Here is a 14,451-nt window from a genome sequence, read left to right as displayed (position 1 = left end):
GGCTCGCTCCCACAGTGGTTTTGTGCATGACGCAGATCCATTGTGGGAGCGAGCCTGCTCGCGAAAGGGCGCGACGCGGTATCGCTGCTTACACCACGTCAACCCCGACATGAATCGCATCATGCCGCCAGAACTCCAGGTCACAATCGATCAACCGCTCATGCTGATCATAATTGACCCGTACGATGCGCAATCCCGGACTGCCCACCGACACCCGTAAAGCCGCCGCCGCATCCACCGACAATGCCGTCGGCACAATCTCGAAACGCACCCGACCGTAGTGCAGATCGTAGTGCCGCGCATACAGCTCGGTAATCGACTGATTCAGATCGAACTCCAGAATCCCCGGAAAATACTGCGGGTTCAGGTAGTGCTCCACGTACAGCACCAGCCGCCCATCAATGCGTCGTGAACGGCAGATCTGAATCACGCTCGACAACGCCGGCAACTGCAACCACGCACAGACCGCCGCCGACGCCGGCTGCAATCGCGCGGAAATCACCTCGGTGGAGGGCGCTCGTCCCTGGGCGCTGACCATCGCGTGAAAGTGACTGCGCTGCATCAGGTTGTAGGCCAGGCGTGGCGGCGAAACGAACCAGCCACGTCGTTCTTCGCGATAAATCTGTCCTTGCGCCTCCAGTTGCAGCAAGGCCTCACGCACAGTGATCCGCGTGGTCCCGAACAACTCACTGAGCTTGCGTTCGGCCGGCAATTTGCTCCCCGGTGCGAGCAACCCATGATCGAGCTGTTCCTGAAGCACTTGGCCAATGGCTGTTACCGCTTTTGTTGCCTCATCACGCATCGACGCTACCTATCTGGACTAGACCAGCACTGTTACGGGGCAGAACCGCACGAAAAACCGGCTCTTTAAACATCCTGCAAGCGTAGGCAGTGCAGATGACTGTGCGATGACAAGCGACCGAACGGTCGCCTGCAATGTCGCTTTCAAAACCTGCAATACCCCGGCCAAGTCCCTTGCCCAGCGGGCCTTTGCCGATGGTCTACGCTTACCGGACACCCGCCAATGCCGGGCAAATAAAAGCCAGTTCGGGCGACGAACGACATCAAAGTGTCATCGAGGGCCCTTAGATTGGCTCAGGTATTGCTGACCTAGACCAACCACAAACCGCAATCGCAGCGTTGAACACGACCCAAGGAGCTTTGGAATGAAAAAGTTTTTCCTGGCATCACTGTTAGGCTCGACCATTGCCATGTGCACCGCCGCCATGGCGGCAGATGATTTGAAGACCCTGGAAGCCGCTGCGAAAGCGGAAGGCGCGGTCAACAGTGTCGGCATGCCCGATGACTGGGCCAACTGGAAAGACACTTGGGCCGACCTGGCCAAGAACTACGGCCTGAAACACATTGACACCGACATGAGCTCGGCGCAGGAAATCGCCAAATTCGCCGCGGAAAAAGACAACGCCAGCGCCGACATCGGCGACGTCGGTGCCGCCTTCGGCCCGATCGCGACGAAGCAGGGTGTTACCCAGCCCTACAAGCCATCCACCTGGGACCAGGTGCCAACCTGGGCTAAAGACAAGGACGGTCACTGGGCCCTGGCCTATACCGGCACCATCGCGTTCATCGTCAACAAAAAGCTGCTGCACGGTTCCGAAGCACCGACCAAATGGGCCGACCTTAAAGATGGCAAATACAAGGTGTCCATCGGTGACGTGAGCACCGCCGCCCAGGCTGCCAACGGCGTTCTGGCTGCCGCACTGGCCAATGGCGGCGACGAGAAAAACATCGACCCTGCGCTGAAACTGTTTGCCGATATCGCCAAGCAAGGTCGCCTGTCGATGGCCAACCCGACCATCGCCACCATGGAAAAAGGCGAGATCGAAGTCGGCGTGGTCTGGGACTTCAACGGCCTGAGCTACAAGGCCAAGATGGCCAACCCGGATGACTACGTGGTGCTGATCCCGTCCGACGGCTCGGTGATTTCGGGCTACACCACCATCATCAACAAATACGCGAAGAACCCGAACGCCGCCAAGCTGGCCCGCGAGTACATCTTCAGCGACGCCGGCCAGATCAATCTGGCCAAGGGCAATGCGCGTCCGATCCGCGCCGAGCACCTGACCCTGCCGGCCGAGGTACAGGCCAAGCTGCTGCCGAACGAGCAGTACAAAAAGGTCACGCCGATCAAGGACGCGGATGCATGGGAGAAGACCTCCAAGGCCTTGCCTCAGAAGTGGAACGAAGAAGTCATCGTCGAAATGAAATAACGCTCTAGATACCCACTTCGGGATCTGATGGAAATCCCTGTGGGAGCGAGCCTGCTCGCGAAGGCGGCTTAACATTCAAAGCCTGTGTTGAATGTCAGACCGATTTCGCGAGCAGGCTCACTCCCACAGTGGACCGAGTTAATTTCGAATTACTGTTTGCGGAGCCCCAGCCCCTATGAAACACAACGTCATCCTTGTCGTGCTCGACGGCCTCAACTACGACGTCGCACGCCACGCCATGGGGCACCTGCAGGCTTACGTCGGCGCAGGACGCGCAGCGCTCTACAAACTGGAGTGTGCATTGCCGGCCCTGTCCCGACCGCTTTACGAATGCATCCTGACCGGCGTCACGCCGATCGACAGCGGCATTGTTCACAACAACGTCTCGCGCCTGTCCAACCAGCGCAGCATCTACCACTACGCCACCGACGCCGGACTGAAAACCGCGGCGGCGGCCTATCACTGGGTCAGTGAGCTGTATAACCGCTCGCCGTTCGTGGCGGCCCGGGATCGTCATACCAATGACCCCACACTGCCGATCCAGCACGGGCACTTCTACTGGAACGATCACTACCCCGACTCGCACCTGTTCGCCGACGCCGAAAACCTGCGCCTGCGCCATGCACCGAATTTCCTGCTGGTGCACCCCATGAACATCGACGACGCCGGGCACAAGCACGGCCTCGACACCCCGCAATACCGCAACAGTGCTCGTTCCGTCGATATCGTCATCGCCGACTACCTGCAAGGCTGGCTCGACGCCGGTTACCAGGTGTTGGTAACCGCCGACCACGGCATGAACAACGATCGCTCCCATAACGGCCTGCTGCCCGAAGAGCGTGAAGTGCCGCTGTTCGTGCTCGGTGATGCCTTCAGCTTCAATGCCAATGCGGCACCGAAACAGACCGAAATTTGCGGCACCGTCTGCGAACTGCTGGGCGTACCCCACGACAAACCTGTATGCCGGGAGCTGCTCAAGTGATCTCCATGATGCGCGGCAAATGGCTGGCTGCCCTATGCCTCGTGCCCTTCGCCCTGTTCTTTATCGTGTTCGAAATTGCCCCGCTGGTATGGGTGATGATCAACAGCTTGGAATCGGAAGAGTTCGGTTGGGGTATCGCCAATTTCAGCAAAATCTTCAGCTCGAAGTTCTATCTGCAAGCGATCCAGTACAGCCTGGAGATCAGTTTCTGGTCCAGCGTATTCGGGATCATCATCGCGGTGCTCGGTGCCTATTCCTTGCGCCGGGTCGACTCGAAACTGCGCAACTTCGTCAACGCCTTCGCCAACATGACCAGCAACTTCGCCGGCGTGCCCCTGGCCTTCGCGTTCATCATCCTGCTGGGCTTCAACGGCAGCTTCACCATCATGCTCAAGCAGGCTGGGCTCATTCAGGACTTCAACCTGTACTCGAAAACCGGCGTGATCATTCTCTACACCTACTTCCAGATTCCCCTTGGCGTGTTGCTGCTGTACCCGGCTTTCGACGCCTTGCGCGAAGACTGGCGCGAGTCGGCCGCCTTGCTGGGCGCGAGCGGCTGGCAGTTCTGGCGACACATCGGCCTGCCGGTGCTGACCCCGGCGTTATTGGGCACGTTCGTGATCTTGCTGGCCAACGCCCTGGGCGCCTACGCCACGGTGTATGCCCTGACCACCGGCAACTTTAATGTCATGCCGATCCGTATTGCAGCGATGGTCTCAGGCGATATATCCCTGAACCCGAACCTGGCCAGTGCCCTGGCCGTGGTGCTGGTGGCGTTGATGACACTGGTGACCATCGTGCATCAGCTGCTGCTGAAGAGGAGCTACCATGTCTCGCGCTGAATTGGGTGCCGTCGGCATCTATCATCGGGTTGTGGTCTACCTGCTGTTTGCCATTCTGTTGCTGCCGTTACTCGGCACCTTTATCTATTCCATTTCCAGCAGTTGGTCGGCAACCATCCTGCCCAGCGGTTTCAGCCTCAAATGGTACGTGCAGCTATGGAGCGACCCGCGTTTTCTCAGTGCGTTCGGCCAATCGTTGCTGGTCTGCGTCGGTGCGCTGATATTGTCGGTGGTGCTGATTCTGCCGCTGCTGTTCGTGGTGCATTACCACTTCCCGAAACTCGATGCGCTGATGAATATCCTCATCCTGCTGCCCTTCGCGGTGCCGCCGGTGGTGTCCTCGGTGGGACTGTTGCAGCTCTACGGTTCCGGGCCGTTCGCCATGGTCGGCACGCCGTGGATCCTGATTGGCTGCTACTTCACCGTAGCGCTGCCGTTCATGTACCGGGCCATCACCAACAACCTGCAAGCAATCAACCTGCGCGACCTGATGGACGCCGCTCAACTGCTCGGTGCCAGCACCTTTCAAGCGGCGATCCTGGTGGTGCTGCCGAACCTGCGCAAAGGCCTGATGGTGGCGTTGCTGCTGTCGTTCTCGTTCCTGTTCGGCGAATTCGTATTCGCCAACATCCTGGTCGGCACCCGTTACGAAACCCTGCAGGTCTACCTCAACAACATGCGTAACAGCAGCGGTCACTTCACCAGTGCGCTGGTGATTTCCTATTTCTTCTTCGTGCTGGTTCTGACCTGGGCGGCCAATATCTTGAACAGGGACAAAAGCGAATGAGCTATGTCAGCGTCCAACATCTTCAGAAAAATTACGCCGGCACCACGGTGTTCAGCGACATCAACTGCGAAATCCAAAAAGGCGAATTCGTCACCCTGCTCGGCCCGTCCGGCTGTGGCAAGTCCACGCTGCTGCGGTGCATCGCCGGCCTGACCCCGGTAGACGGCGGCAAGATCCTGCTCGACGGTGTCGATATCGTGCCGTTGAGCCCGCAGAAACGCGGGATCGGCATGGTGTTCCAGAGCTACGCGTTGTTCCCCAACATGACCGTCGAGCAAAACGTCGCCTTCGGTTTGCGCATGCAGAAGGTCAACGCCGACGACAGCCAGAAACGCGTGAGCGAAGTGCTGAAACTGGTGGAGCTGCATGATTTTGCCGCCCGCTACCCGCATCAGCTGTCCGGTGGTCAATGCCAGCGTGTCGCCCTCGCCCGCTCCCTGGTGACCCGGCCACGCCTGTTGCTGCTGGATGAACCGCTGTCGGCCCTCGATGCGCGGATTCGCAAGCATTTGCGCGAACAGATCCGTCAGATTCAGCGCGAACTGGGCTTGACCACGATTTTCGTCACACACGATCAGGAGGAAGCCCTGACCATGTCTGACCGTATTTTCCTGATGAATCAGGGAAAAATCGTACAAAGTGGCGACGCCGAAACCCTGTACACCGCCCCCGTGGATGTATTCGCCGCCGGGTTCATCGGCAACTACAACCTGCTGGACGCCGAAAGCGCGACGAAACTCCTGCAGCGGCCGGTCAATCATCGTATTGCGATTCGTCCGGAGGCCATTGAACTGAGCCTGAGCGGAGAGCTCGATGCGCAAGTGCGCAGCCATAGCCTGCTGGGTAACGTGATTCGCTACCGGATCGAAGCCCGAGGCGTGGAGTTGGTGGTGGATGTGCTCAACCGCTCAGGTGCGGACCTGCACCCCGATGGCCAGCGCCTGGCGCTTTCCATCGATCCGACAGCCCTGTGTGAGGTAGCCTGATGCCTTTGCTGACGATGAAGAGAGAACTGCACTGATGGCCCTGGCAATTTTTGATCTGGACGACACCCTGATCCACGGCGATTGCGCCACCCTCTGGAGCGAGCAAATGGGTCGCCTGGGCTGGGTCGATCCCGAGTCTTTCATGCGCAAGAACAATGAACTGATGGACGCCTACAGCCATGGCAAGCTGCGCATGGAGGAGTACATGGCCTTCAGCCTCGAACCGCTGATCGGTCGTACGCAGGCAGAAGTCGAGCATCTGGTCGGACCGTGGGTGGAAGACGTCATCGAACCGATCATCTTCAGCGATGCCACCAAAACCATCGCCGCCCACCGCAAGGCTGGCGACCGGATCCTGGTGATCTCCGCTTCGGGTGTGCACTTGGTCGGGCCGATTGCCGAACGCTTAGGGATCGACGAGATTCTCGGGATCGAGCTGGAAGTGGCGCACGGGGTGTATACCGGCAATACCGTCGGCACCCTGACCTACCGCGAAGGCAAGATCACCCGGCTGCTGGAGTGGCTGGATGCCGAAGAGGAAAATCTTGAGGGCGCGAGTTTCTATTCCGACTCACGCAATGACTTGCCGTTGCTGCTGAAGGTGGATTATCCGCATGCGGTCAACCCGGATCCGGTGTTGCTGGAACATGCCGAAAAAGCCGGCTGGCCGATCCATCTCTGGAAATAACCGAGAACCCTGTAGGAGCGAGCTTGCTCGCGATGGACTTGAACGATAACGCGTGAGGATTGATAAAACGCGTCGCCTTCAAATTCATCGCGAGCAGGCTCGCTCCTACAAGGGTTACGTCAGGCTTTCGTCAATCACCAGCACCAGCTTCCCCGCCACCTTGTTACTCGCCAACTCCGCAAACGCCGCTTCGGCATCCTTGATCGCAAAGGTCTTGGCCAGTTGCGGGCTCAGGCGTTTTTCGGCAAACAGCGGCCAGACATGCTGGCTCAGGTCGCTGAACAGATCGGCTTTGAACTGATCATCACGGCTGCGCAGGGTCGAACCCAGCAATTGCACACGCTTGGCCAGCACTTGCGCCAGATCCAGCTTGGCCTCGCGGCCACCCATCAGGCCGATCAGTACCCAACGACCATCGCCGGCCAGCAGTTTCAGGTTCAGCGCCGCGTAGTTGCCCCCTACCGGGTCGAGAATGACATCGAACGGTCCCAGATCGCGCAGGCTCTCCAGATCGTCGGTGCGCACCACGCCACCCTGGGCACCGAGGGCTTCGCAGTACGCCAGACGATCCGCGGAGCCAACACTGACCCAGCACGGATTACCGAACGCCTTGCACAGCTGAATGGCCGCTGAACCGATTCCACTTGCTCCGGCGTGCAGCAGCACTTTTTCACCAGGCTTAAGTGCAGCGAGTTGAAACAGATTCAACCAGACGGTCGCATACACTTCCGGCAGCGCAGCGGCTTCGGCCAACGACATTTCGTCGGGAACCGGCAACACATGCCGTCCGTCGACCACCACCTCTTCGGCCATCCCGCCCCCGGCCAGCAAGGCGCAAACCCGATCCCCGACCTGCCACGAAGCGCCCGGGCCGACTTCGCTGATCACCCCCGAACACTCTAAACCAAGCACCTGACTGGCCCCTGGTGGTGGCGGATAAAGACCGGCCTTTTGCAACAAATCGGCGCGATTGAGTCCCGCAGCCGCCACTCGAATGCGGACTTGCCCTACATCACATGCAGGACTTGGCTCTTCAACCCACTCCACTTGACCGTCAACGCCTTGCAATGCTTTCACAGTGCCTCCATAGTGAGTCTGGACTGAGCCCGAAGCTGTAGCGCCGGGCTTTTTGCATTATGCGACCGGCCCTTGTGGAACCGGCGACTTCAAAGACGGCCTAATATGCGTTATCAATTGTCCCCGCGTCGAATCAACATGAAGCGTTTGTTCCCCAGCACCGCCCTCGCCCTTTTTATCGGCATCGGCCTTTTGCCGCTGTCCGGCAGTTCATTCGCAGCCAATAGCTGGGACAAGCTTCAACCCGATCGTGACGAAGTCATCGCCAGCCTGAATGTCGTGGAGTTGCTCAAGCGCCACCACTACAGCAAGCCGCCGCTGGATGACGCGCGCTCGGTAATCATCTACGACAGCTACCTCAAGTTGCTCGACCCGTCGCGCAGCTACTTCATGGCCAGCGACATTACCGAATTCGACAAGTGGAAGACCCAGTTCGACGACTTCCTCAAGAGCGGCGACCTTAACGCCGGGTTCACCATCTACAAACGCTATCTGGACCGCGTCAAGGCGCGCCTGGACTTCGCCCTTGCGGAGCTGAACAAGGGCGTCGACAAAATCGACTTCACCACCAAGGAAACCTTGCTGGTCGACCGCAAGGACGCCCCTTGGCTCAAATCCACCGCCGAACTCGACGACCTGTGGCGCAAGCGCGTCAAGGACGAAGTCCTGCGGATGAAGATCGCCGGCAAGGACTCCAAGCAGATCCAGGAAACCCTGACCAAGCGCTACAAGAACCAGTTGGCGCGTCTGGACCAGACCCGCGCCGAAGACATCTTCCAGGCGTACATCAACACCTTCGCCATGTCCTACGACCCGCACACCAACTATCTGTCGCCGGATAACGCGGAAAACTTCGACATCAACATGAGCCTGTCCCTGGAGGGCATCGGCGCCGTGTTGCAGAGCGATAACGATCAAGTGAAGATCGTGCGCCTGGTGCCGGCAGGCCCGGCGGACAAGACCAAGCAGGTCGCTCCGGCCGACAAGATCATTGGCGTTGCCCAGGGCAACAAAGAGATGGTCGACGTGGTGGGCTGGCGCCTGGACGAAGTGGTCAAGCTGATCCGTGGTCCGAAGGGCACCGTGGTGCGCCTGGAAGTGATTCCGGCCAGCAATGCGCCTAACGACCAGACCAGCAAAATCGTGCCGATCACCCGCGAGGCCGTGAAGCTGGAAGACCAGGCCGTGAAGAAGTCGGTGCTCAACCTCAAGCAGGATGGCAAGGACTACAAGCTCGGCGTCATCGAAATCCCGGCCTTCTACCTGGACTTCAAGGCCTTCCGCGCCGGCGACCCGGACTACAAGAGCACCACCCGCGACGTCAAGAAACTGCTGACCGAACTGCAGAAAGACAAGGTCGACGGTGTAGTCATCGACCTGCGCAACAACGGTGGCGGTTCCTTGCAGGAGGCCACCGAACTGACCAGCCTGTTCATTGATAAAGGCCCGACTGTCCTGGTGCGTAACGCCGATGGCCGCGTCGATGTGCTGGAAGATGAAAACCCGGGCGCCTTCTACAAAGGCCCGATGGCGTTGCTGGTCAACCGCTTGTCCGCCTCGGCTTCGGAGATTTTTGCCGGCGCCATGCAGGACTACCATCGCGCACTGATCATCGGCGGCCAGACCTTCGGCAAAGGCACCGTGCAGACCATCCAGCCGCTGAACCATGGCGAACTGAAACTGACCCTGGCCAAGTTCTACCGGGTATCCGGCCAGAGCACCCAGCATCAGGGCGTACTGCCGGACATCGATTACCCGTCGATCATCGATACCAAGGAAATCGGCGAAAGCGCCCTGCCGGAAGCCATGCCGTGGGACACCATCCGCGCGGCGATCAAGCCTGCACTCGACCCGTTCAAACCGTATATCACCCAGCTCAAGTCCGAGCATGACGTGCGTACGGCCAAGGACGCGGAGTTCGTGTTCATCCGCGATAAGCTGGCCCTGGCACAGAAGCTGATGGCGGAAAAAACCGTCAGCCTCAACGAAGCCGAGCGTCGTGCCCAGCACGCCGACATCGAAGCCAAACAACTTGCTTTGGAGAATATCCGTCGCAAAGCCAAGGGTGAAGAGCCGCTCAAAGAGCTGAAGAAAGAAGACGAAGACGCGCTCGCGGCAGAACCGGACAAGACCAAGCCAGAAGATGACGCCTACCTCAGCGAGACCGGGCGCATCCTGCTGGATTACCTCAAGCTCAACACCGCGGTGGCCAAGCACTGAGTGTTTATCCGCAAATGATGGCAATTTAATGCTGACGCTCCCCGGAGCGTCATCAAACAGTCATCATCCTGTCGTGAAATAAAGGACCGGGCGTGCTCTTTTACCAAGAGCATGCCCGGTCCTTTTTTTATCGCCAGAGATCGCCATGACCACAACCGAACAGCTGAGTGCCTTGGGCTCAATCCTGACTCAAGGCGGTTTGCACAGTCTGTTCCAGCCAATCATCAGCCTCTCCGAGCGACGGATTCTCGGCTACGAAGCCCTCAGTCGCGGTCCGTCCAACAGCCCACTGCACTCCCCTATCGCCTTGTTCGCCGTGGCCCGCCAGGCTGGCCGCTTGAGCGAACTGGAAATCGCCTGTCGGCAGAGCGCGTGCCGACGCTTCAACGAACAACAACTGCCCGGCAAACTCTTTCTCAACGTGTCTCCGGAGTCCCTGCTCGAAGCGGCGCACCAACCGGGCCGCACCCTGCAACTGCTGCAGGATTTCGGCATTCCACCGAGCCAGGTTGTGATCGAACTTACTGAACAGACGCCAATCGACGACTTCCAGTTGTTGCAAAACGCCCTGCATCACTACCGGGCGATGGGATTTTCCATTGCCCTGGATGACTTGGGTGCGGGCTATTCCAGTCTGCGTCTGTGGTCCGAGTTGCGCCCGGATTACGTGAAGATCGACCGGCATTTCATCGACGGCATCCACCAGGATGCCCTCAAGCGCGAATTTGTTGGCTCGATCCTGCAAATCGCCAAGGCCTCCCGGGCGCAAGTGATCGCCGAGGGCATCGAGTTGCCGGAGGAATTGGCCGTGCTGACCGAAATGGGCGTCGATCTGGTCCAGGGCTATCTGCTCTGTCGCCCTCAAGAGCATCCACCCCGGGATGCCCGAAGCCTGATGCCGCGACAGGACAACACCGCCGTAGTACTGAATGATGAAGCCAGCGACCTCAGTGCCTTGCTCAACGACCAGCCGGCGGTGGGCCGTAACACGCCGACCGCCAACGTCCTCGAAGCCTTCCGGCGCCAAGCCAACCTGAACTCGCTGGCGGTGTTGGACGAGCAAGGTCAGCCTTGCGGTATCGTCCACCGCCATTCGCTCTCGGACGCCCTGCTCAAGCCGTTTGCCACGGACCTGTTTGCCCGTAAGCCTATCAGTCGCCTGATGAGTGATGATTTCCTCGCCGTCGAGATGAGTCAGTCGCTGCAACAGGTCAGCCGCCTGATCACCAGCCGCGCCCGGCAACGCATCGAAGAAGACTTCATCATCACCCTCAACGGCGGCTACCTGGGCCTGGGTCGGGTGATCGATGTGCTCAAACTGATCACCGAACTGAAAATCCAGCAGGCCCGTTACGCCAACCCGCTGACCTTGCTGCCCGGCAACGTGCCGATCCAGCAATGCCTCACGCGACTGCTGCAACAGAAGCGCGAATCGGTGATCTGTTACGTCGACATCGACAGCTTCAAACCCTTCAACGACATCTACGGCTACGGGCGAGGCGACGAAGTCCTGCTGTGCCTGGCGCAATGCCTGAACGACCGCGTCGACCCGTCCCGCGACTTCGTCGGCCACATCGGCGGTGACGACTTCCTGCTGGTGCTCGGTCCGGAAGACTGGCGCAAACGTTTGAACCAACTGCTGGACGACTTCCAGAGCCAGTGCCGACGCTTCTACCGCAACGAACACCTCGAAGCCGGCTGCTTCATCGCCCCCAACCGCCAGGGCGTACGCCAGGAGTTTCCGTTGCTGTCCCTGTCCATCGGCGTGGTGCACCTGCATCCCGAAGCCTGTGGCGAAATCGATGCCAGCCAATTGGCGGAGATGGCATCACAGGCCAAACATCACGCGAAGAATATGCCGGGGTATAGCGTGCATGTGATTGATAGTCTGGCGGCGTCGGTACCCGAAGCGGCCTGGCTGACGGGACAGCGCTGACTGGAATGAAGCCATAGCGGCGGTGCGGCGATCCGACAAGCCACGCTCCCACAACTCAACACAAAACCCTGTGGGAGCGGGCTTGCCCGCGAAGAGGCCCGCCCAGCCAATACAAATGGCCTGGATTATCCCGAGGCACTAAGCCCCTGAAACCCGCCCCCGCAACTGCCGCCCCACCACATCCAGCACATCACACCCATCCCGCAACGGAATGGCACACAGCAAAGCAAAATCACTGAGTATGAAAGACTCACACTCGATCGAACCGCGCATGGACAGGTTTTCCAGTACTTGAGTGACGGCACGGATTCGATAGCCAGCGGCATCGGTCAAAACGTCGAGTGGCGCGTGGGTGTCGACGAACAGGGTGGGCATGTCGGTGCAATTGCTGGTGAGCGCCATGAAGCGGGTTTCGGGGTGGGGGATTGGTTTTTCGTAGGGTGGATCTGGATGAAGTGTTGGCATTTTTAACCTCCGACGATTATGGGAGCTGCCATCAGCCTTCCTACAGGCTAGGGTGGCAGCTATACGCGGGGTAGGAATACCGAGCATCGGAGAACCCGGCCACGCCGAAACGTGCCCGCGTACAACCGCCGCAACAGATTTTACGGACGTGAAATGACGGCCGCAAATCAGGTCTCGACGCTACGCGTTTCCGATGACTGAAGGGTTCCTACACCCCACCACTGAATTTTCAGTGACCACCACAGGCTATCGGGTGAACTCACTTTGCACCAGTTCATGAAAACCGCTAGAACTTGAAGGAAATCTCCTAGGACGTTGCTCCAGGACCACGAGTGCCTCACCAAGTTAAAAAATCTTCCTGACTTGCTTTATATAAGTCATCGACCCACGCCTCGGATAACTTAACGTACACATGTTCAAAAAACGCTCTTGGATCTTTCATTTCATCCCACCCTGGAGGAAGCGAAGAATGAGACATCGGATCATGTTCCAACACTTCAGAAAAAACGCTCGACTCACCATCAAGAGCCTCTCCCAGCACAAAAAACAAAACAAATTTGTGCCTGTAGCTCAAGCCAGCGAAACGCTTGACAATAAACTGAGATATCAAAAACTCTCTATCTAAGGGGCACTCAGGATCGTACGCCGACAATTGCTCTCCGAGGCTTTCTTCACGATCATATATATCAAACCCTCCGAGAAAATGCCCTAAGCTTGGGTTATAAGGGACATCAAGAAAAGGATGCATTAACATTAAATTTTCTCTATCGGATAAAGCGCTATCGGCTTCAATGTTTCAAAATCGAATTTCATCTCAAAAGCATTCATATTTGGAATATAACGAGGATTCTCGTGATCTAAAGGATTAGGCTCATAGCCACAACCCGCATTTTCAGCCTCCATTCGCACTACCAAATTACCCTTACTATCTTCCCCGGTGAAGCGCGACATTTTTCTGGCCTCCCTTGTCATAGCTTCATTATAAGCGTTGAACTGTGCGCTATAGCTTACAAATTTGGAGCTTGGCACAGCTCTCCATTTTTTATTTCCGCCATGAACTTCCCCATCAGCGATTTGCTGCTGCACATCAGCCCTTGAATCTTCCGCTGCATGATTTTTCGTAGTTCGCACCTTGACCTTCCTTTTTCTAAAATTAATTAGAACGGCACTCTTCACAACTTACCGCCCATAACAAAGAAAATTAAAAACGAGGACATATTTATCACGTGACGCATCTACTTAAAAATAAATCCGTCCCCTTTCCCAGTTCATGGAAACCGCTAGAACTTGAAGGAAATCTCCTAGGACGTGGCCTGGGAATTTCGCTGCCATTTATCATCAATGACCATCAAGGCTATAAGCCAATTTATTAGCAATATGGCGCAACCAAGACTCACCTGACTCCCACTCATTCCAGTAGCAGTAGTAACAACTCAATTCCCTCAGCAAGTACGTCCTTAACTCCAACTCCGCCCTTTTTTGATCAAGCAGCTCGTAGAGCTCTTGCTTCACCGCCTTTAAATCTCGGGCATCAGACTCGCTTAAAAAGGCATCAATCACTTGCTCAGCAGTATCGTGCTCGACCGTCCAATCTTGATGAAAGTACGCGCCAAAGAAATCGTGCAGCTCGGTAAAGTCTTTATTCATAATTCTGGAAATCCTGTCAGTAAAAAATATCCCTCAGGTCGTCGATCGTCCTTTTTCAACACCAGCAGCACTTTTGATGCGGGTACTTGGGTAGTTTTTCCGTTGACCATACTGACTCCAATCGGTTGAGTGAAATGATGGCTAACTGTCGTCTTTCCCTTGTTACTGGTAAGGAATTTTTCGATCTTTTTTTTGTTTGCAGCTAACGCTCTCGCAGAAGCTGACTCAGCGGTAACTCGATCAGGAAATGTTGAAGCGGCAGGAATGTTTGGCTCTGCTTTTAGCCGATTTGCTAATTGCTCATCCGTTCTACCGATATGTTTCGCAATGAGGTGCCCACCTTGAGCCTCATGCGCCGCCAACCCACCACCCGGAACAATCTCACTAAAAGGCCCATCGGCATCAATATCACCAGGGCACTTGCAAGCCAACCCCAACGGATCCACCCAACCCGTCGGATTGCGCGTGTACTGGTAGGCATTCAACCCACCCGCCAATTTCACCGGATCCGGCGTCAGGTAGCGGCCGCTGCCCGGTTGGTAGTAGCGGTGGCGGTTGTAGTGCAGGCCGCTTTCGGTGTCGAAGTATTG

The 14,451-nt window shown here is 57.4% G+C and carries 15 protein-coding genes; 8 read left to right on the top strand and 7 right to left on the bottom strand.

Annotated features, from left to right (window positions below; all coding sequences use genetic code 11):
• Positions 1–88: 88 nt before the first annotated feature.
• Positions 89–802 carry a UTRA domain-containing protein gene (locus tag ACSFE6_RS28285; RefSeq protein ID WP_435430688.1) on the bottom strand — a complete coding sequence of 238 codons (714 nt, stop codon included), beginning with the start codon at positions 800–802 and terminating at the stop codon, positions 89–91.
• A gap of 364 nt (positions 803–1,166) precedes the next feature.
• Between ACSFE6_RS28285 and ACSFE6_RS28280 the strand changes: the two genes are divergently transcribed.
• From ACSFE6_RS28280 to ACSFE6_RS28255, 6 genes are all read left to right on the top strand, one after another.
• The gene (locus ACSFE6_RS28280; protein WP_435430687.1) at positions 1,167–2,231 is read left to right on the top strand and encodes an ABC transporter substrate-binding protein; all 1,065 of its coding nucleotides are present in this window, start codon (positions 1,167–1,169) and stop codon (positions 2,229–2,231) included.
• A 175-nt stretch (positions 2,232–2,406) separates the two neighbouring features.
• Positions 2,407–3,213: an alkaline phosphatase family protein gene (locus tag ACSFE6_RS28275; RefSeq protein ID WP_435430686.1), complete on the top strand. Its 807-nt coding sequence runs from the start codon at positions 2,407–2,409 to the stop codon at positions 3,211–3,213.
• Entirely contained in the window at positions 3,210–4,055 is an 846-nt protein-coding gene (locus tag ACSFE6_RS28270; protein WP_435430685.1) for an ABC transporter permease, read from the top strand. Before ACSFE6_RS28275 ends, ACSFE6_RS28270 begins: the two co-directional genes overlap by 4 nt.
• Positions 4,042–4,842: an ABC transporter permease gene (locus ACSFE6_RS28265; protein WP_435430684.1), complete on the top strand. Its 801-nt coding sequence runs from the start codon at positions 4,042–4,044 to the stop codon at positions 4,840–4,842. Before ACSFE6_RS28270 ends, ACSFE6_RS28265 begins: the two co-directional genes overlap by 14 nt.
• Positions 4,839–5,828 carry an ABC transporter ATP-binding protein gene (locus tag ACSFE6_RS28260; protein WP_435430683.1) on the top strand — a complete coding sequence of 330 codons (990 nt, stop codon included), beginning with the start codon at positions 4,839–4,841 and terminating at the stop codon, positions 5,826–5,828. Before ACSFE6_RS28265 ends, ACSFE6_RS28260 begins: the two co-directional genes overlap by 4 nt.
• A 34-nt stretch (positions 5,829–5,862) precedes the next feature.
• On the top strand, positions 5,863–6,516 hold the full coding sequence (locus ACSFE6_RS28255; RefSeq protein ID WP_435430682.1) for an HAD family hydrolase: 654 nt from the start codon (positions 5,863–5,865) through the stop codon (positions 6,514–6,516).
• A gap of 114 nt (positions 6,517–6,630) precedes the next feature.
• Here ACSFE6_RS28255 and ACSFE6_RS28250 read toward each other — a convergent pair whose 3' ends face one another.
• Positions 6,631–7,593 (bottom strand): zinc-binding dehydrogenase, encoded by a 963-nt coding sequence (locus ACSFE6_RS28250; RefSeq protein ID WP_435430681.1) that lies wholly within the window; start codon positions 7,591–7,593, stop codon positions 6,631–6,633.
• Positions 7,594–7,731: 138 nt separating this feature from the next.
• On the opposite strand from ACSFE6_RS28250, the gene ACSFE6_RS28245 reads away from it, so the two are divergent.
• Positions 7,732–9,813, top strand: a complete 2,082-nt coding sequence (locus ACSFE6_RS28245) for a carboxy terminal-processing peptidase (RefSeq protein ID WP_435430680.1) — start codon at positions 7,732–7,734, stop codon at positions 9,811–9,813.
• 145 nt (positions 9,814–9,958) lie between these two features.
• Positions 9,959–11,749: a bifunctional diguanylate cyclase/phosphodiesterase gene (locus ACSFE6_RS28240; protein ID WP_435430679.1), complete on the top strand. Its 1,791-nt coding sequence runs from the start codon at positions 9,959–9,961 to the stop codon at positions 11,747–11,749.
• 138 nt (positions 11,750–11,887) lie between these two features.
• On the opposite strand, the gene ACSFE6_RS28235 is transcribed toward ACSFE6_RS28240, so the two are convergent.
• From ACSFE6_RS28235 to ACSFE6_RS28215, 5 genes are all read right to left on the bottom strand, one after another.
• Positions 11,888–12,214, bottom strand: a complete 327-nt coding sequence (locus ACSFE6_RS28235) for a hypothetical protein (protein ID WP_435430678.1) — start codon at positions 12,212–12,214, stop codon at positions 11,888–11,890.
• Between the two features lie 337 nt (positions 12,215–12,551).
• Positions 12,552–12,968 (bottom strand): hypothetical protein, encoded by a 417-nt coding sequence (locus ACSFE6_RS28230; RefSeq protein WP_435430677.1) that lies wholly within the window; start codon positions 12,966–12,968, stop codon positions 12,552–12,554.
• Positions 12,968–13,345, bottom strand: a complete 378-nt coding sequence (locus ACSFE6_RS28225) for a hypothetical protein (RefSeq protein ID WP_435430676.1) — start codon at positions 13,343–13,345, stop codon at positions 12,968–12,970. The genes ACSFE6_RS28230 and ACSFE6_RS28225 overlap by 1 nt, the downstream gene beginning before the upstream one ends.
• Positions 13,346–13,552: 207 nt before the next feature.
• A complete protein-coding gene (locus tag ACSFE6_RS28220; protein ID WP_435430675.1) occupies positions 13,553–13,861 on the bottom strand; it encodes a contact-dependent growth inhibition system immunity protein in 309 nt (102 codons plus the stop codon).
• Positions 13,858–14,451 (bottom strand): RNase A-like domain-containing protein (locus ACSFE6_RS28215; protein WP_435430674.1); only part of this gene is annotated, 594 nt, incomplete at its 5' end. The genes ACSFE6_RS28220 and ACSFE6_RS28215, both read right to left, overlap by 4 nt.

The sequence above is a fragment of the Pseudomonas baetica genome (assembly GCF_051216495.1).
Taxonomy (GTDB): domain Bacteria; phylum Pseudomonadota; class Gammaproteobacteria; order Pseudomonadales; family Pseudomonadaceae; genus Aquipseudomonas; species Aquipseudomonas baetica_B.
Note: the sequence above shows the minus strand (reverse complement) of the source record. Positions and strands in the feature narration are given on the sequence as shown.